Annotated in this window: 14 protein-coding genes and 1 pseudogene; 11 read left to right on the top strand and 4 right to left on the bottom strand. The window is 64.9% G+C overall.

Going from position 1 to position 17249, the window contains the following annotated elements; translation table 11 throughout:
* Window positions 1–4 precede the first annotated feature (4 nt).
* From N878_RS00495 to thiO, 9 genes are all read left to right on the top strand, one after another.
* Window positions 5–3403, top strand: a complete 3399-nt coding sequence (locus N878_RS00495; RefSeq protein WP_082457760.1) for a pilus assembly protein — start codon at window positions 5–7, stop codon at window positions 3401–3403.
* A 241-nt stretch (window positions 3404–3644) separates the two neighbouring features.
* Window positions 3645–3872 carry a hypothetical protein gene (locus tag N878_RS28225; RefSeq protein ID WP_147459042.1) on the top strand — a complete coding sequence of 76 codons (228 nt, stop codon included), beginning with the start codon at window positions 3645–3647 and terminating at the stop codon, window positions 3870–3872.
* A complete protein-coding gene (locus tag N878_RS00490) occupies window positions 3872–4342 on the top strand; it encodes a GspH/FimT family pseudopilin (RefSeq protein WP_021441739.1) in 471 nt (156 codons plus the stop codon). Before N878_RS28225 ends, N878_RS00490 begins: the two co-directional genes overlap by 1 nt.
* Complete coding sequence (gene pilV, locus N878_RS00485; protein ID WP_031302485.1) at window positions 4339–4779, top strand: type IV pilus modification protein PilV; 441 nt, start codon at window positions 4339–4341, stop codon at window positions 4777–4779. Before N878_RS00490 ends, pilV begins: the two co-directional genes overlap by 4 nt.
* A 10-nt stretch (window positions 4780–4789) precedes the next feature.
* Window positions 4790–5815, top strand: a complete 1026-nt coding sequence (locus N878_RS00480; RefSeq protein WP_021441737.1) for a PilW family protein — start codon at window positions 4790–4792, stop codon at window positions 5813–5815.
* Window positions 5816–5826: 11 nt separating this feature from the next.
* Window positions 5827–6345, top strand: a complete 519-nt coding sequence (locus N878_RS00475; RefSeq protein WP_021441736.1) for a PilX N-terminal domain-containing pilus assembly protein — start codon at window positions 5827–5829, stop codon at window positions 6343–6345.
* A gap of 14 nt (window positions 6346–6359) precedes the next feature.
* Window positions 6360–9809 carry a pilus assembly protein gene (locus N878_RS00470; protein WP_082457758.1) on the top strand — a complete coding sequence of 1150 codons (3450 nt, stop codon included), beginning with the start codon at window positions 6360–6362 and terminating at the stop codon, window positions 9807–9809.
* A 192-nt stretch (window positions 9810–10001) separates the two neighbouring features.
* Entirely contained in the window at window positions 10002–10406 is a 405-nt protein-coding gene (locus tag N878_RS00465) for a type IV pilin protein (protein WP_031302479.1), read from the top strand.
* A gap of 156 nt (window positions 10407–10562) precedes the next feature.
* Complete coding sequence (gene thiO / locus N878_RS00460) at window positions 10563–11654, top strand: glycine oxidase ThiO (RefSeq protein WP_021441733.1); 1092 nt, start codon at window positions 10563–10565, stop codon at window positions 11652–11654.
* 83 nt (window positions 11655–11737) lie between these two features.
* Here thiO and N878_RS00455 read toward each other — a convergent pair whose 3' ends face one another.
* The 4 genes from N878_RS00455 to N878_RS00440 form a co-directional block, all read right to left on the bottom strand.
* The gene (locus N878_RS00455; RefSeq protein ID WP_021441732.1) at window positions 11738–13078 is read right to left on the bottom strand and encodes a sigma-54 dependent transcriptional regulator; all 1341 of its coding nucleotides are present in this window, start codon (window positions 13076–13078) and stop codon (window positions 11738–11740) included.
* A gap of 2 nt (window positions 13079–13080) precedes the next feature.
* Window positions 13081–14673 carry a PAS domain-containing sensor histidine kinase gene (locus N878_RS00450; RefSeq protein ID WP_021441731.1) on the bottom strand — a complete coding sequence of 531 codons (1593 nt, stop codon included), beginning with the start codon at window positions 14671–14673 and terminating at the stop codon, window positions 13081–13083.
* A complete protein-coding gene (locus N878_RS00445) occupies window positions 14663–14899 on the bottom strand; it encodes a PP0621 family protein (protein WP_021441730.1) in 237 nt (78 codons plus the stop codon). Before N878_RS00445 ends, N878_RS00450 begins: the two co-directional genes overlap by 11 nt.
* Before the next feature lie 139 nt (window positions 14900–15038).
* Window positions 15039–16031, bottom strand: coding sequence for an outer membrane protein assembly factor BamD (locus N878_RS00440; protein WP_021441729.1), 993 nt, complete (start codon window positions 16029–16031; stop codon window positions 15039–15041).
* 139 nt (window positions 16032–16170) lie between these two features.
* Here N878_RS00440 and rluD point away from each other — a divergent pair, with 139 nt between their 5' ends.
* Together rluD and N878_RS28805 are read left to right on the top strand one after the other, a co-directional pair.
* Window positions 16171–17145, top strand: coding sequence for a 23S rRNA pseudouridine(1911/1915/1917) synthase RluD (rluD, locus tag N878_RS00435; protein ID WP_021441728.1), 975 nt, complete (start codon window positions 16171–16173; stop codon window positions 17143–17145).
* Window positions 17142–17249 (top strand): annotated as a pseudogene (locus tag N878_RS28805) (multi-copper polyphenol oxidoreductase); the annotation flags it as partial. The gene rluD and the pseudogene N878_RS28805, both read left to right, overlap by 4 nt.

Raw genomic sequence — 17249 nt, 5'->3', positions numbered from 1 at the left:
TGTAATGATGAAGTGTCTGAATTGGTTGCAGCGTGTTCTTCTGCTCGCCGGATTGGGGGTTGCTGGGGCAGCTCAGGCTGAGGATATCGATATATTCGTGGGCAGTGCCGGTGCCGATAGTGGTCTGCCGAATATCATTTTCGTTCTTGATAATACCTCCAATTGGTCGCGGCAAAGCCAGCAATGGCCGGGCGGCTTGACCCAGGGGCAGTCCGAGGTGCGGGCAATCAAGCGCGCATTGGCCGGTCTGGTGGATAAGGTTAATGTTGGGCTGGTTGAGTTCACGACCGAGGGCAATGCCAACCAAGATGGCGGATATGTTCGGTTCAACTTGCAGCAGTTGACAGCGGCAAGCTACGCGCAACTTAGTAATACCTTGGTCGATGGTAGTGGCTCGATCTATCAGAATATCGAAGCGCCTGTCGAGAAGCGTAGTGCCAATACGCCCTATGGCAACTTGATGTACGACGTGTACAACTACCTGTCGGGAAGGGCGCAAAGCTTTTCGGGTGGTGGTACTCCGGCGAGCAAGGCTGATACTGGGGGCTATAGCTCGCAGTATGGCGTGTTCCGCTCACCGTTGACCTCCAATAGCATGTGCTCCAACACCTATGTGATTTTTATCGGTAATCCAAACAGTAGTGGGCCTACTGCCGATAGTGCAGCCAATAGTGCGGCGTTGCGCGCGCTCTATGCTGAGGTTGGAGGAACTCCCGATGGCTTGGCCGGCTCGACCGGCAGTGCACCTCTTCCAATACCAGAGTTTTCGCGCACCGATGTTACCGAGCCGTCCACTACTCTAGGATTCTCGAGTCAGTGCTATACGGATGCCGCTGTCGATAGCTGTACGGCGGCAGAGTCTACCGGTACTGGACTTTGTGTAGGTCAAACTAACTGTTCCTGCAGTATCACTACTAAGAGCACGAATACCTCCGGCTGCATCACATCGGGCAACCAGAATCAGCGGACTGCGCGGCTTGCCGTTTTGCAAGGGGGGGGGACAACAACGACGATAGAGCCCACTGACGGGGTGGATAGCTCCTCCGGCAGGGCTTGGAACTTCGATGATTGGGCCAAGTTCCTGCACGACTATGGTGTTCCTGTTAGCTACACCGACGCAGAGGGCGAGGTGCAGCAACAGCGTGTCAATGTCATCACCTATGCAATTGATGTGTTCAATAGGCAGCAGAACGAAGACCACACCGGGCTGATGCTCAGTGCATCTGAGGGTGTAGGGGGCGGCCGTTATTTCGCTGCGCGCAGTGAAGATGCAATCGTCGAGGCCATCGGTAATGCGCTGTCCGATATCCTCTCTACCAGTTCAACCTTTGCGGCTGTTACCCTGCCGCTGAGTGCGACCAACCGCGCTCAGCAGGAGAACCAGGTCTTTATCGGCATGTTCCGTCCGGACAAGGAGGCGCTGCCGCGCTGGTTCGGTAACCTCAAGCGCTACCAGATCACCTTGTTCAATGGTCGCCCCGAGCTCGCCGACGCCAATCGTAAGCAGGCGATCAACCCACTTTCCGGCTTTGCGACAGAGTGCGCGGAAAGTTTCTGGACAGAAGATTCTGGCGACTACTGGTCGGGGCTGAGTATCACTCCCCCGCCGCGCAGCCAATGCGTGGATGAATCCAACACTAATAGCGTATGGTCCGACTCGCCCGATGGTCCCTTTGTCGAGAAAGGGGGGGTGGCCCAGGTTACCCGTCGCAGTGATCTCGATGCCCGCACTCTCTTCACTGTCGGAGCTAGCGGTTTAACTGCGCTGACCAGCTCTCATGTCGATCAGGCGCTGTTGGATTACATCATAGGCACCGAGCCTGGGGCCGGTGAAAAGATGCCGGCAGCCGAAGAGTCGGAAACTGGCGAGGAGCAAGACGTCGGTGGTCGGCCAAGTATCCATGGTGACGTTATCCATTCGCGGCCACTGACGATCAACTACGGCGGCAGCACCGGGATCTTCGTCTACTACGGCTCCAATGACGGGCTGTTCAGGTCGGTGCGTGCGGCGGATGGCGGGGAACAGTGGTCGTTGCTGGCGCCCGAGCATGTGGCCAAGATCAACCGGCTCTACCAGAACTCGCCGATTGTTGCCTTCCCGAATCAGGACATGACGGCCACGCCGACGCCGTTGCCGAAGGACTACTTCTTCGACGGTTCGATCGGGCAGATCGTGACATACGGCGAGAATAATCAAGTCAATAGCGCCTACATCTATCCTTCCATGCGGCGTGGTGGGCGGATGGTGTATGGCCTGAATGTAACCAATCCAACCTCGCCCACGCTTTTGTGGCGCTTCGGTTGCCCGAGCCTCGACAACGACACCGGTTGCCCAACGGGCTTTGAGGGGCTGGGCCAGAGCTGGTCGACTCCGCAAGGGGCTTTCGTGGCGGATACCAGTAACGCGGGGGCGAAGAAGGCTGTAGTCGTTTTTGGTGGTGGCTATGACAAATGCTTGGATAGCGATCAGGCGGCGTATCCATGCAGTTCCTCCGCCAAGGGCAAGGGCGTTTATGTTCTGGACGCTGTGAGTGGGGTCGTACTTCGCGGGCCGACTGATCTGTCGACCGATGCGCCTGTGGTTGCCGAGGTGGCGACTGTAGATATGGACTTCAACGGCACCGTCGATTTTGCCTATGCTGCGGACGCAGCCGGTGGGTTGTACAGAGTCAACTTCGCCACATTGAACGCGGATGGCAGTCTTACCGCCCTAGCGCAGAGCGCCTGGTCGATCACCAAGATCGCCAATACGCTGGATACGACCCGGCGGTTCCTGAACCGCCCAACCGTTGCAGTCCTCCGCGACAGCGTCTATGTCGCGCTTGGCTCGGGCAACCGTGAGCGTCCGTTGGAAAGCAATTACCCCTATGTTTCCAGCGTCCAGGATCGCTTCTATGCCTATGTGGATCTTCCTGGCGCTACTCAGTCAGGTGCCGTCGATTTGGATGGCAATCAGTTGGCCAACGTCAGCTTCTCCAATGTCGACGCTAACACCAGTTGTAATGTCGCAGGGCCGCGCGGTTGGTATATGAACTTGAATGGGCGAGGGGAGCAGATTGTCAATCCTGCAGCCATTGCAGGCGGTCAGGTACTGTTCAATTCCTATCAACCCGGAGGTGACAAGCCAGGGTTGTGTTCGCGGGCGCCGGGTATTGGCAAGGCTTATCAGCGGAGCCTGTTCACGCCGTCGTCTTGTGATCGTGATACCAGCACTGAAATTGTTGGCGGCGGCATGCCGATTCCGCCAATCATCACAACGGTCCCGGTAACGGACGCGGATGGAAATGGAGAGGAACTGGTGACCGTCTGTATCGGCTGCGAGGGCCTCAAGGTCAACGAGATCGTGCCGGAGACGGATCAAACCAGGCAGCGAATCTATTGGAATACGGATATTGATCGTTGATTGCAGGAGCTTGCCTGCTGATCATCATGTGGCTCGGCCGGTGGGCGAGCCACTGCAGAAACCAGTGGGTGTAGCCGTCGAGCGCAAGTCTTCCTCCAGTTGTTCCTGATAGGCGTGGGCGGCACAAACCGTCCCCCTAGTCCCTAAGCCTTACGCGTCTACCGGTCGGACACCTGTCTGGCCGCGGCGCGTTTTCCTCATCGCGCCTGCGATCTGCTAATGTGCCGTCCCGGCGGATGGCATGCACTTTCGTGCCAATTCAAAAAAATCCTATCGGTTCGCAGTATTCCTGCGGGCAGTGTCGCATTCGCCGCATCCCATTTTTCAAACAAATGTTTATTCGTTTAGTATTCGGGCCTTCGTCGGTTTTTGCGATGAGCGGCAACTTTTCATGGATGAGCGGTTGGTTTGTCGGGATTTCGCATCGCCGTTTATCCATGGCGCGGGCATTGTCTATGAGGCGCAGTGATGTCGCAGAAAGGATTTTCGCTAATCGAGCTGATGGTGACGCTCGCCGTGCTGGCCATTCTCCTCGGTGTGGCGGCCCCCGGCTTTTCGCAGATGCTGCGCGACAACCGCCTGGCTGCCGAGGCCAACGGCTTCGTCAGCATGCTCAACTATGCCCGCGGCGAAGCCGCTCAACGTGGCCAGCAGGTGCGCCTGCGCGGGCCGCTGCAGGATAGCGGCATATGGCAGGTGAGCCGGGTCGCGGATGATCTGCTGTTGCGCGAGTTTCCGGCCATGGAGGCGTTTTTCGTCCAGCCCGCCGGCGTGCAGGCGGTCGTCTTCGATGGCCAGGGACGCCTCGTCGCCAATGCGGCCAAGGCCCTGACCCTGAGCGTCGATACCCAGTACGGCGAGAGCGCGGCCCAGTATGCGCGCACCGTAACCATCGCCCTGTCCGGTGTGGTCTCGGTAGCCAAGGAGCAAGCGCGATGAGCCGATGCATGCAGCAGGGCGCCTCGTTGATCGAGGTGCTGGTCGCGGTGGTGATCTTTTCCCTGGCGATTCTCGGTCTGGCGGCCATGCAGCTCAACGCGCTGAAGGCCAACCAGAGCGCATCGGTTCGCTCGCATGCGGTGTTCCTCGCCTACGAGATTGCCGACCGCATGCGCGCTGGTCGTGGCGACGCCCAGGCCGGTCTCTACGACCTGGCGTTGGATGCCGAGCTGGCCTGCGTGCCGTCCGCAGAGGACGACTGCCTGCCGTTCCAGCGCGACCAGGCGCAGTGGCGCGCCAACCTGGCCAGCCAGCTGCCGGACGGTACCGGTGGCGTGGCTCGCGACGGGCAACGCTTCACCATCACGGTGCAATGGACAGAGGAGCGGGTGGGCGGCAGTCCGGCACAGCAGTTCTCTTTCGTGACTCAGATCTGACGAGGTGGCTATGCGCAAACAGCGCGGTTTGAGCCTGATCGAGTTGATGGTGGCCATGTTGCTCGGCCTGATCGTCACCGGTGCGGTTCTGCAGGTGTTTCTCAGCAGCAAGACTACCTTCGTCATGCAGGGCAACCTGAACCGGCTGCAGGAAAACGGCCGTTTCGCTTTGCAGTATCTGGCGCAGCAGGTTCGCCCGGCCGGCATCGGCCTTGGCGTGCGCCTGCCGGAAGAAAGCATTTGCGTGGTGGCCAGCAATGCCGATCCGGCCGACTGGGCAGGCATCCATCGTCCCGTTTGGGGCCGTACCAGCGCAGGTGCCGCGGGCGAGCTGGGCGTGGCCGGCAGCGACGAGGTACATGTGTTCGCCAACGACGGTTGCGAGGCCTTCCTCACCGAGGGCGAGGTGATGGCGCCCGGCAAGAACGCCAACGTCAAGGTCGACCGCTACTGCCCGAGCATGCAACAGAATCAACTGGTGATGGTGGCGGATCTGCAGAAGGCGGTGGTGATCCGTATCACGAATGCCCCGAATGCCAATGTCAAGGAGCCGACCCTGGCCCATGCCGCGGGTACCAACAACGCTGCAGCCCTGTGCGGCGGGTTCAAATTCTCCGAGATTCGCTTCGAAAGCCCCGCGCGCATCTTCGGTTTCGCCCACCGGGTGTTCTACGTCGCCGAGACCGGGCGCAACGGCGTCGACGGCCGGCCGCTGCATGCTCTGTTCGTGCGCAATTCGGCCACCGGCGTCGCCGAGGAGATGGTCGAGGGCGTGCAGTCCATGCGCGTGCACTATGGACTGGTTGCCGCCGGCGGGGTGGGAGTGCGCGACTATCTGAGCGCCGCCGAGGTCGAGGCGGCCAACCGCTGGGATGACGTGCGCACCCTCAGTTTCGAGCTGCTGCTGGAGAGCGACGGCCAACTGGCCAGTGCCCGCGATCAGGCGGTGGTGTTCGATGGGGCGGCGGTCGCCGCCGATGGACGTCTGCGCCAGGTCTACCGGACCGTGGTCGCCCTGCGCAACCGGATCGACTGATGAGGCCCTTTATGCAGATGAAACGGCAGCGGGGCGTGGTGCTCCTGGTATGCCTGGTGATGGTGCTGATCCTCACGGTGATCGGTCTGGCGTCCATGTCCGGCAGTACCCTGCAGGAGCGCATGGTCGGTGGTACCCGCGATTACAACACCGCCTTCCAGGCCGCCGAGGCGGCGTTGCGTAGCGGCGAAGCCTATGTGCGTCAGCAGGTGGAGGCCAGTGCCGATCCGGCCAGCCTGTTCCTGGTGGCGAGCGCCTGTCCGGCGCTGACCGCCGAGCAGTGGGCCGCGCCGGACAATCTCCGGCGCCAGCCTGCCACGCCGACCTGCACGGTGAGCAATTTCTACGGCGACGCCGCAAGCGGAACCACCTTCATCTGCGAGACCGACGGCTCGATCAGCGAGGATCGCGCCTTCGACTGCCTCAGCCGCACCTTCCTGTTCAATGTCGAGGCACGGGGTTACGGCAGCGGCGACGCGGAAGTCCATCTGCGCTCCACGGTGGCCATCGCCATTCGTGGACAGAACTGATCAAGGAGCATGAGATGCAAGCGGCAATGGCTTCCTTCACCCTGCGCGCGCTGCTGGCGGCGCTGCTGACCGGCGCGTCGTTGCAGGCGGCCTGGGCCTTTACCCCGGCGCAGTCGCCGCTCAACCTCGGCGGTCAGGTGGAGCCGAACATCCTGTTCATCCTCGACGACTCGGGCTCGATGCGCTGGGGGTTCATGCCCGATGAGTTGCGCCCGTCCTACATGGAATCCGGGCAGGGCTGGTACAACCAGGCCGAGTGTACCGGCCGTGGTGCCTATGGCGGCGCTTACACCCATTTCTGCAGCAAGGGCACGCGCCGTTATCTGACCTCCAGTCATCTGAACAAGGTGTATTTCAACCCGGCCGTCACCTACCTGCCACCGATCAAGAGCGATGGCCAGCGTTTCGCCAGCGCCAGCTTCAGTGCGGCCTGGCTCGATGGCTATGCCGGCAGCGCGACCGTGGACCTGCGCAGCAACTACATGGCGACCATGGACGATTATTTCGCCGCCAGCAGCTACGAATGCCTCAATCGGCGCTGCGACAACGTGCGTTACTACCGTGGCTTCGCCATCGGCAACGCCTCTGGCGGCGTGGCCGCCTTCTACCACGACTACGTCGGCGGCGGCAGCTGTGCCAGTAATTCGCGCCAGGACAGCTGCTACGCCGAGCGTGCCGTCAGCGCCGACCAGCAGCAGAACTTCGCCAACTGGTTTTCCTACTACCGTACTCGCATGCTGGCGGCCAAGGCCGGCGTCAGCCAGGCCTTCCATGGCCAGGGCGGCGATATCCGCGTCGGCTACGGCGCCATCAACCTTGCCGGCAACACGGTCGATGGCGTCGCCACCGATACCCTGGTGCGCGGCGTGCGGCGCTTCGAGGGCAGCGGCCGCAGCGATTTTTACGACTGGCTGTTCGCCGCCCAGGCCAGTGGCAGCACGCCGCTGCGCAAGGCTCTGGGCGATGCCGGCGAGTACTATTCGCGCGCCGATGCGCGCGGGCCCTGGAACTCCACGCCGGGTGCCAGCGGTGGGCAGGACTATGCCTGCCGGCAGAGCTACAGCCTGCTCACTACCGACGGCTACTGGAATGGTGACGGCGCCGCCAACAGCGACGCGCAGGGCAACGTCGATAACGGCAACGGGCCGACCATCAGTGGGCCGGACGGCGCCACCTACCGCTACGTGCCCAAGTCGCCGTTCCGCGACAACCACGCCGGCACCCTGGCCGACGTGGCGATGTACTACTGGAGCCGCGACCTGATCGCCAACCTGGCCAACCGGGTGCCGACGTCGCCGGCCAATCCGGCCTTCTGGCAGCATATGGTGACCTTCGGCATCGGCCTGGGGGTCAGTGGCAGCGTCGATGCGCAGCAGGCGTTCGCCGCCATCGGCAGCGGCGCCGCCCTGACCTGGCCGGATCCGTCGGCCAGCGAGCCGGCCAAGATCGACGACCTGTTGCACGCCGCCGTCAACAGCCGCGGCGAGTTCTTCAGCGCCCAGGATCCGCAATCCTTCGCCAAGGCCTTGAGCGACACCCTGGGTTCGATTGCCGTGCGCAACGGCTCCAACACGGCGGCGGTGCCCAGCGCCCGGCGTCTGGACAGCGAGACCCTGGTCTACGAGGCCAACTTCAGCAGTGCCGACTGGTCCGGCAAGCTGCTGGCCAAGCGCCCGACGCAGACCAGCACGGGCATCGTCTTCAGCGACCAGTGGGAGGCCGGGAGGCTGATCAACCCGAGCGCCCGGCGGCTGTTCGGCCACAGCGGCGCGGCCGGCAGCGGCCAGGGCCTGGCGCTGAACTGGAGCGGGTTGTCCAGCGAGATGCGCGGGCACTTCGACAACAACCAGGCGCTGTTCGATTACCTGATGGGCAGCGATGCCAACGAGGCGCCCGCCGGGCTCAAGTATCGGTCGCGCAGTACGCTGCTGGGCGATATCGTCAATTCCACCCTGGTGCTCGCCAACAAGCAGAACTGGGGCTTCCAGGGGCGGGTGCCGGCGCCCGGCAACGGAGCCCAGGACTACAACGCCTTCGTCGCCGACAAGGCCGGGCGCACGCCGACCCTGTTCGTTGGGGCCAACGACGGTTTCCTCCATGCCTTCGACGCCAACAGCGGCCGAGAATTGTTCGCCTACATGCCCAGCGGTGTGCTGAGCAATGTCAAACAGCTGGCCGCCAGCGACTACAACCACCGTTACTTCGTCGACGGCGGCCTACAGGTTCGCGACGCCGTGCTCGACGGACGCTGGCGCTCGGTGCTGGTGGGCAGTCTCGGCGCGGGAGGCAAGACGGTATTCGCCCTGGACGTGACCGACACCTCCAGCAGCGGTTTCGACGCCAGCAAGGTGCTCTGGGAGATCAAGGACGATGCCGATCTGGGCCATGTGTTCGGCGACCCGGTGATCGGTCGCCTGAAGGACGGCAAGTGGGTGGCGATCTTCGGCAACGGCCACGGCAGCACCAACGACGACTCGGTGCTGCTGATCGTCGACCTGGCCAGCGGCGAGCTGAACAAGGTGCGCGCCGGTGCCGCGACCGGCGGATTGTCCAGCCCGTCCTTCGTCTATGCGCGCGACGACGACGGATACATCTACGTCGATGCCATCTATGCCGGCGACCTCAGCGGCAACCTGTGGAAGTTCAACCTGAAGAACAATGGCAGCGGCGCCGACGACTTCGAGGTCAGCCTGCGCTCCGGCGGCCGGCCGCAACCGCTCTACGTGGCCAGCGACAGCAGTGGCAAGCGCCAGCCGATCACCGTCAAGCCGGAGATCGCCCCCCACCCGCAGGAGGGCTTCGCAGGCAACATGATCTTCTTCGGCAGCGGACGCATGTACAGCGCCGGCGACGTCACCGATCGCAGCACCCAGAGCTTCTATGGCATCTGGGACAAGCCGGCCAGCAACGGCGGCTCCATCGCTTTCACCGGTCGCGGCGCGCTGGACGCTCGTTCCATCCTCTTCGAGGGCAGAGCGCACGAGCGTCTGGTGCGGGTGCTGGATCGGTCCGCCGGGCTCAACTGGGCCACGCAGCGCGGCTGGTACCTCGACCTGACCTCGCCGGTATCCGGCGCCCAGGGCGAGCGGGTGATCCATGCGCCGAGCATCCTGCTCAACCGCCTGGTGGTGCAGACCGCCATTCCGTCCAGCGACCCGTGCATGGGCGGCGGCAGCGGCTGGACCCTGGTACTCGACCTAGGTACGGGAGGACGGCTCAACTACACCCTGTTCGATATGAACAAGGACGGCAGTTTCGACAGCGGCGATACCGTGCTGGTCGACGGCGTGCCGATGGACGTTTCCGGCCTGGGCTCGGAGGGGGGCATTCCCACCGGCGGTTACGACCTGCTGGACGATAACAAGTACTGGCTCTGCCGCGGCACCGGGGTGGACGATTGCATTCCTGCCGCCAATGGTCTGAATGTCATCGAAGGGCGCCAGTCGTGGAATCAGATCAAGTAGCCCAGGCGCGGTCCAGGGCAAGGGCATGAGGGGGTAGGAGCGAATTTATTCGCGATTTCGCGATAGAGGCCAGGTGCCTCCTTGGTTCCGACAGGGCGCCGCCTGCTGGTTCTTTCCGCTTCGAGCGATTGCCCTGGCACACCCAATTTAGCGATGACAATGGCGCCGGTTCGGCGCCTCGGACTCAAGCAGATGTCACGACAACAAGGTTTCACCCTGATCGAACTGATGATTGTGGTAGCGGTGATCGGCATCCTCGCCGCCATCGCCTATCCCAACTACACCGAGTACGTCGCCCGCGGCAAGCGCGCCGAGGCCAAGGCCGCGCTGATGGACGGCGCACAGAGCCTGGAGCGCCACTTCGCCGCTCAGGGCACTTACCTGGGCGCGGATGGCAACCTGGCGGCGGTGTTCCCGCAGGCGGCCGGTACCAGCTATACCCTGGCGGCCAGCGGCAACGCCACGGCCACCAGTTTCCTCCTGCAGGCCACTCGCACCGGCAGCATGGCCAGCGATCCCTGTGGCGACTTTCGTGTCAGCCACACCGGCGCTCGTACGCTGAGCAATGCCAGCCGTAGCGCCGCCGAGTGCTGGTAGCCGACGCGCTGCTGGCGTATAACGGGCCGCCTCGTCTTGCACGAGGCGGCCCGTTTTCGTTAGCCAAGATCCAAGCCTAGCGTCGCACAGCTGGCGAACTCGCCCGGTTCCTGTGCCGGTCGCCCGGATCACGGCGTATTCGTCCGAGGAAAAGTCATGCGCGTGTTGATCGTAGGGGGAGGGGCCATCGGCCTGTTGAGTGCCAGCCTGCTGGCGCAGGGCGGCGCCGAAGTATGCCTGCTCGATCGCGGGCCCTTGGGCGGCGAATCCTCCTGGGCCGGCGGCGGCATCGTTTCGCCGCTCTATCCCTGGCGTTACGGCGCGGCGGTGACGGCGTTGGCGCATTGGTCGCAGGATTTCTATCCGGGGCTCGGCGAGCAATTGCTGGCGGCGACCGGGATCGACCCCGAGGTGCATGTCACCGGCCTGTACTGGCTGGATCTGGACGACGAGGCCGCGGCGCTGGCCTGGGCGGCGCGTGAGGGGCGGGTGTTGCGGGCGGTGGAGATCGCCGAGGTGCATGCCCGGGTGCCGGCGCTGGGGGCGGGCTTCGCGCGCGCCATCCATATGCCGGGGGTGGCCAATGTGCGTAACCCGCGGCTGGTCAAGGCGCTGCGCGCGGCGCTGCTGGCGATGCCGAACGTGGAGTTGCGTGAGCAGTGTGCGGTCAGCGGCTTCATTCAGGAGGGTGGACGGATCCGTGGCGTCACCACGGCCGACGGCGAGATTCGCGCGGAGCGTGTGGTGCTGGCCGCCGGGGCCTGGAGTGGCGAGTTGCTCAAGAGCCTGGGGATCGATCTGCCGGTGCAGCCGGTCAAGGGCCAGATGATCCTCTACAAGTGCGCCGCGGACTTTCTGCCGAGCATGGTGCTGGCCGGCGGGCGCTACGCGATCCCGCGGCGCGACGGCCATATCCTGGTGGGCAGCACCCTGGAGCATGCCGGCTTCGACAAGACGCCGACCGAGGTGGCCCTGGCCAGTCTGAAGGATTCGGCGGAGACGCTGTTGCCGGCGTTGAAGGAGGCCGAGGTGGTCGGCCACTGGGCCGGTCTGCGGCCGGGTTCGCCGGAGGGTATTCCCTTTATCGGCGAGGTGCCTTCGTATCCCGGGCTGTGGCTCAATTGCGGGCATTACCGCAACGGCCTGGTGCTGGCGCCGGCGTCCTGCCGCCTGCTGGCCGATCTGCTGCTGGGGCGCGAGCCGATCATCGATCCGGCGCCCTATGCGCCGGCGGGGCGGTTGGGCTAGCTTGGCCAGCTGCATGCGGTATCGATCCCGCGCTTTGGTGGATGTAAACAGCGACATCCACCCTGCGGAACGCTGTGTGTCTCCTAGTCGATCCCCAGTTTCTTCAGGCGGTAGCGCATCGAGCGGAACGTCAGGCCCAGGCGTTGGGCGGCGGCGGTGCGGTTCCAGCGGGTTTCTTCCAGCGCCTGCATGATCAGCTTGCGCTCGACGCCTTCGAGGTAGTCCTCCAGGTTGTCGATCTGCGCCAGGCTGGTTTCGCCGGCCTCGCCGCTCGGGCCGCCGGCATCGGCCAAGCGCAGGTCGGCGGCGCTGATCTGGTCGTCCTCGCACAGGGTGTAGGCGCGTTCGAGCATGTTCTCCAGTTCGCGCACGTTGCCCGGGAAGCGGTAGTTCTTCAGTTTTTCCAGCGCCTCGGGTTGCAGCTTGGCGGCGGCCAGGCCGCTGCCGTCGGCCAGGCGCGCGAGCATCACCGTGGCCAGCTGGGCGATGTCCTCGCGGCGCTCGCGCAGCGGCGGCACGCGCAGCTCGATGACGTTGAGGCGGTAATAGAGGTCCTGGCGGAAGCGCCCGGCGGCCACCTCGGCGGCCAGGTCCTTGTGCGTGGCGCAGAGGATGCGCACGTCCACCACCACTTCCTGCTGGCCACCGACGGCGCGCACGGCCTTCTCCTGGATCGCGCGCAGCAGCTTGACCTGCATCGGCAGTGGCAGGTCGGCCACTTCGTCGAGGAACAGAGTGCCGCCGTTGGCGGCCTGGAACAGGCCCTGCTTGTCCTCGATGGCGCCGGTGAAGCTGCCCTTCTTGTGGCCGAAGAACTCGCTCTCCATCAGCTCCGAGGGGATGGCGCCGCAGTTGACCGGAACGAACGGCTGCTCGGCGCGCGGGCCCTGTTCGTGGATCAGTCGCGCCACCAGTTCCTTGCCGCTGCCCGACTCGCCGCTGATATAGACCGGCGCCTGACTGCGGGCGAGTTTCTGGATCTGCTTGCGCAGCGCCTTCATCGGTGGCGAGTCGCCGAGCAGGCGGTTGTCGACCGGCGCGTCCTCGCCCTCGGGAGAGCGGATGCGCAGGGCGGTGGTGACCAGTTCGCGCAGCCGGCCGAGGTCCACCGGCTTGGTGACGAAGTCGAAGGCGCCGGCCTTGAGCGCGTTGATCGCGGTGTCCAGGCTGCCGTAGGCGGTGATCATCGCCACCGGGACCTGCGGGTGGCGCTGCTGGATGTGCTGCACCAGCTCCAGGCCGGTACCGTCGGGCAGGCGCATGTCGGTCAGGCACAGGTCGAAGGGTTCACGCGCCAGCCACTCGCGCGCTTCCTTGACGTTGCGCGCGCTGCGCGTGTCCAGCTTCATCCGGCCGAGGGTGATTTCCAGCAGTTCGCGGATGTCCGGTTCGTCGTCGACGATCAAGGCTCTCTGGCGGGTCATGGTCAGCTCAGTTTGCGCGGGTGGGCGAAGGTGATGCGAAAGCAGCTGCCGCCGCCTTCGCGGGGTTTGTAGTCGAGGCGCGCCTGGTTGCCCTGGCACAGCTCGCGGGAAATATACAGGCCCAGGCCCGTGCCCTTGTTCTCGGTGGTGTAGAAGGGCTCGAAGATGTGTTGCTCCTGCTCGGGCGGCACGCCGGGGCCGTCGTCGAGGATTTCCAGCACCGGCAGGTCGCTGGTCTCGTCGCGGAACAGGCGCAGCCAGACCTGGCCGCTCTTGTGCTGCTTGGCGCTGTAGCGCAGGCCGTTTTGCACCAGGTTGGTCAGCACCTGGGTCAGCTGGTGCGGGTCCATGCGCGTCTGCAGGCTGCCGCCCTGGGTCTCCAGGTGGATCTGCCGGTCCGCCGGCGCCGAGCTGCGGAACTCGCTGGCGAAGCGGTGCAGCCAGTATTTCAGGTCGAGCAGTTGCGGCTCGGCCTGGCGCCGGCGCGACAGCTGCAGGACGTTCTCGATCACCATGTTCATGCGCTTGGAGTGATCCTGGATGATCTGCGCCAGGCGCTGGTCCGGGCCCTGCAGCTCTTCCGACTCCTGCAGCAGCTGCGCGGCGTGGCTGATGGCACCGAGCGGGTTGCGGATCTCGTGGGCGATGCCGGCGGTCAGTCTTCCCAGGGAGGCCAGCTTGAGTTGCTGGGCCTGCTGGGCGATCTGCGAGATGTCGTCGAGAAACACCAGGGTGTGCTGCTGCTCGCCGCGCTGCAGGGAAATGAAACTGGGTTGCAGCACCGCGCCGCCGGGCTGGGCCTGCAGGTTGTCCGGGCGCAGGGTGGGGTTGTGCTGCCACTGCTGCAGGCGCTTGACCAGCTCGGGGCAGTGCGGGTCGATGATCTTGCCGGTCAGTTCGCCGCGCCCCAGCAGCTGGGTGGCGCCCTGGTTGGCCAGTAGCACGCGGTGCTGGCTGTCGAGCACCAGGATGCCGGTGCGCATGCGCTGGAGGATCTGCGCGTTGAGTTCTTCCAGGTTGGCCACGTCGGCGGCGCGTTGCTCGGCCAGGCTCTCGCTCAGGCGCAGGCGGCGGGTGATGCCCTGGACGAACAGCGCGCCGGCGAAGCACAGCGCGCCGAGGGCGCCGGCCTGTACGTACTGCGCGGCGGCGGCCGGGCGGCTGAGGCTGAGGTAGAAGGTCAGGTAGATCAGCGCCATCGCGGCGACGGCGGCGATCAGCAGGCCGATGCGTCCGCGCAGCAGGATATTGGCGATGGCCACCGCCACCACCAGCAGGTTGCCGATGCCGCTGGGCGTGCCGCCGGCGGCGTAGAACAGGCCGGAGAGGAAGATCACGTCGACCAGCGCCAGGCTGAACAGCTGCATCAGGTGCCTGGGCTTCTGCACCAGCACGGCGATGAAGATATTCATCACCAGGTAGATCCAGCTGCCGGTACGAAACAGCTCGATATGCACCACGTCCAGCAGTTGCTCGTCGAGGTTGCTGGAGATCAGCAGGATCAGCGCCAGGCCGATGCTCAGGCGATAGAAGTGGTAGAGCCTGAGGATGCGCCGCCCCTGCGTGCTGTCGAGGACGCTGGCGTCAGCGATCACCGGCGTGCGGGCCTTGTTCGAGGTGGGCCTGGCTGCAGTACCAGCGCTGATCCTGGCTCAGTGCCTGGCTTTGCGGCACGTGCACGCCGCAGTGGGCGCAGCGCACCATGGGCGCGGCGGCGTCCTCGCGCGGACGCGGGCGTTTCGGTTTGCTGACGAAGCGGCGCCAGATCCAGATCGCGGCGAAGATCACGGCGATCCAGAACAGCAGGCGGAACAGGCCCATGGTGTGCTCTTTAGTCGGTTAAAGCCGGCAGTTTAGCCAAGCCGCGGCCATCGGCACAGGGGCCGGGTGGCAGGCTGTGCGCTGATTCCGGGCAATAAAAAAGGGAGGCCGTGGCCTCCCTTCTATGCGGACGTAGCGATCAGTCGAACAGGCCGAAGGTCAGGTAGCTCCAGATCGAACGCTTCTTTTCGGTCTCGCCGGTCTCGGCGTCCTGCTGCAGCTCAGCCGGAATCTGCTGCTCGGCATCTTCGTACTGACGGATCACGTCCTGGCTGGCGCGGGTTTCGCCCGGCGGCAGCGGGGTGTCGGTCTCGATCAGGCCGAGGGTGGCCTTGGCCAGCCAGGAGCGGTTGTCCGCCTCTTCCTCGCGCGGCACGAACTGGCCGTCGACCAGGCTGGGGTGGTCGGGGTAGTTGAGCTTGAGGGTTTCCAGGCTGGTGGCGGCCAGGTCGTCAAGGGACAGGCGCTGGTAGGCCTCGGTCATGATCGCCAGGCCGTCGCCGACCGCCGGGGTTTCCTGGAAGTTTTCCACCACGTAGCGGCCGCGGTTGGCGGCGGCGACGTAGGCCTGGCGCTTGAGGTAGTAGTGGGCGACGTGCACTTCGTAGGCGGCCAGCAGGTTGCGCAGGTAGATCATGCGCTGCTTGGCGTCCGGCGCGTAGCGACTGGTGGGGTAGCGGCTGGTGAGCTGGGCGAACTCGTTATAGGAGTCGCGCGCCGCGCCGGGGTCGCGCTTGGTCATGTCCAGCGGCAGGAAGCGCGCCAGCAGGCCGCGGTCCTGGTCGAAGGAGGCCAGACCCTTGAGGTAGTAGGCGTAGTCGACGTTGGCGTGCTGCGGGTGCAGACGGATGAAACGCTCGGCGGCGGACTTGGCGGCCTCCGGCTCGACGTTCTTGTAGTAGGCGTAGATCAGCTCCAGCTGCGCCTGCTCGGCGTAGCGGCCGAACGGGTAGCGCGATTCCAGGGCCTTGAGCTTGCTGATGGCGCTGGTGTAGCTGCGGTTGTCCAGGTCGGCCTGGGCCTGCTGGTACAGCTCCACCTCGCTCAGGTTTTCGTCGACCTCCGGCTGCTTCGAGGAACAGGCGGCGGTGAGGGCGAGGATGGCGATCAGCAGCAGGTGTCTCACTTGCATGGCGGCTTGCGTCCCTGTGACGGCCGCGCGGCCGTCCTGTTATGATGAGCGCCCCCTGGGTTCCCCTGGGGCAAAGACGCCGTATTTAACCACAAGCCCGTAGCCGACACCAAAGGCCGGGCTCCCGCCGTTGCCGAAGATGACTTCTATCAATAAACAGCTGATCCAACTCCAGGCCACCGTGCCCTTCGAACAGGGCGGGCAGCGCCTCGACCAGGTGGCGGCGCAGCTGTTCGGCGAGTTCTCCCGCTCGCGCCTGTCCGCCTGGATCAAGGACGGCCGGCTGACCGTCGACGGCGCCGTGGCGCGCCCGCGCGACATCGTCCATGCCGGCGCGCAGCTGGTGCTGGACGCCGAGCAGGAAGCCCAGGGCGAGTGGCTGGCGCAGGATATCGAACTGAACATCGTCTACGAGGACGAGCACCTGCTGGTGATCGACAAGCCGGCAGGCCTGGTCGTCCACCCGGCTGCCGGGCACGCCGACGGCACTCTGCTCAACGCCCTGCTGCACCACGTGCCGGACATCGTCAACGTGCCGCGCGCCGGCATCGTCCACCGCCTGGACAAGGACACCACCGGCCTGATGGTGGTGGCCAAGACCCTGCAGGCGCAGACCATCCTGGTCGAGCAGCTGCAGAAGCGCACGGTCAGCCGCATCTACGAATGCATCTGCATCGGCGTGATCACCGCCGGCGGCACCATCGACGCGCCCATTGGCCGCAGCTCGGCGCAGCGCCAGCGCATGGCGGTGACCGACGGTGGCAAGCCGGCGGTCAGCCACTACCGGGTGCTGGAACGCTACCGCTCGCACACCCACGTGCGGGTCAAGCTGGAAACCGGGCGCACCCACCAGATTCGCGTGCACATGAGCCACGTCGGCTACCCGCTGGTGGGGGACCCGGTGTATGCCGGGCGCTTCCGCATTCCGCCGGCGGCCAGCCCGAGCCTGGTGCAGAGTCTCAAGGAATTCCCGCGCCAGGCGCTGCACGCGCGCTTCCTCGAGCTGGACCACCCGGCCACCGGCAAGCGCATGAAGTGGGAGTCGCCGCTGCCGGACGACCTGGTCTGGCTGCTCACCCTGCTGCGCCAGGACCGCGAGGCATTCGTCGGGTGAACGCCTGGGCACATGACTGGTTGACCCCGGACTGGCCCGCGCCGGCCAGGGTGCGCGCCTGCGTCACCACCCGCCGCGGCGGGGTCAGCGCGGCGCCGTTCGAC

This window comes from Pseudomonas sp. EGD-AK9, assembly GCF_000465935.2.
Taxonomy (GTDB): domain Bacteria; phylum Pseudomonadota; class Gammaproteobacteria; order Pseudomonadales; family Pseudomonadaceae; genus Aquipseudomonas.
The sequence above is the reverse complement of the archived record's forward strand: the minus strand, read 5'-3'. Positions and strand labels throughout refer to the sequence as shown.

Bases quoted from the DNA above. Each gene is read 5' to 3' on its own strand.
- rluD (WP_021441728.1), top strand. From the start codon at position 16,171: ATGACTTCTATCAATAAACAGCTGATCCAACTCCAGGCCACCGTGCCC.
- N878_RS00475 (WP_021441736.1), top strand. From the start codon at position 5,827: ATGCAGATGAAACGGCAGCGGGGCGTGGTGCTCCTGGTATGCCTGGTG.
- N878_RS00455 (WP_021441732.1), bottom strand. From the start codon at position 13,078: ATGACCCGCCAGAGAGCCTTGATCGTCGACGACGAACCGGACATCCGC.
- N878_RS00480 (WP_021441737.1), top strand. From the start codon at position 4,790: ATGCGCAAACAGCGCGGTTTGAGCCTGATCGAGTTGATGGTGGCCATG.
- N878_RS00470 (WP_082457758.1), top strand. From the start codon at position 6,360: ATGCAAGCGGCAATGGCTTCCTTCACCCTGCGCGCGCTGCTGGCGGCG.
- N878_RS00495 (WP_082457760.1), top strand. From the start codon at position 5: ATGATGAAGTGTCTGAATTGGTTGCAGCGTGTTCTTCTGCTCGCCGGA.
- N878_RS00440 (WP_021441729.1), bottom strand. From the start codon at position 16,031: ATGCAAGTGAGACACCTGCTGCTGATCGCCATCCTCGCCCTCACCGCC.
- pilV (WP_031302485.1), top strand. From the start codon at position 4,339: ATGAGCCGATGCATGCAGCAGGGCGCCTCGTTGATCGAGGTGCTGGTC.
- N878_RS00490 (WP_021441739.1), top strand. From the start codon at position 3,872: ATGTCGCAGAAAGGATTTTCGCTAATCGAGCTGATGGTGACGCTCGCC.
- N878_RS28225 (WP_147459042.1), top strand. From the start codon at position 3,645: ATGCACTTTCGTGCCAATTCAAAAAAATCCTATCGGTTCGCAGTATTC.
- thiO (WP_021441733.1), top strand. From the start codon at position 10,563: ATGCGCGTGTTGATCGTAGGGGGAGGGGCCATCGGCCTGTTGAGTGCC.
- N878_RS00465 (WP_031302479.1), top strand. From the start codon at position 10,002: ATGTCACGACAACAAGGTTTCACCCTGATCGAACTGATGATTGTGGTA.
- N878_RS00445 (WP_021441730.1), bottom strand. From the start codon at position 14,899: ATGGGCCTGTTCCGCCTGCTGTTCTGGATCGCCGTGATCTTCGCCGCG.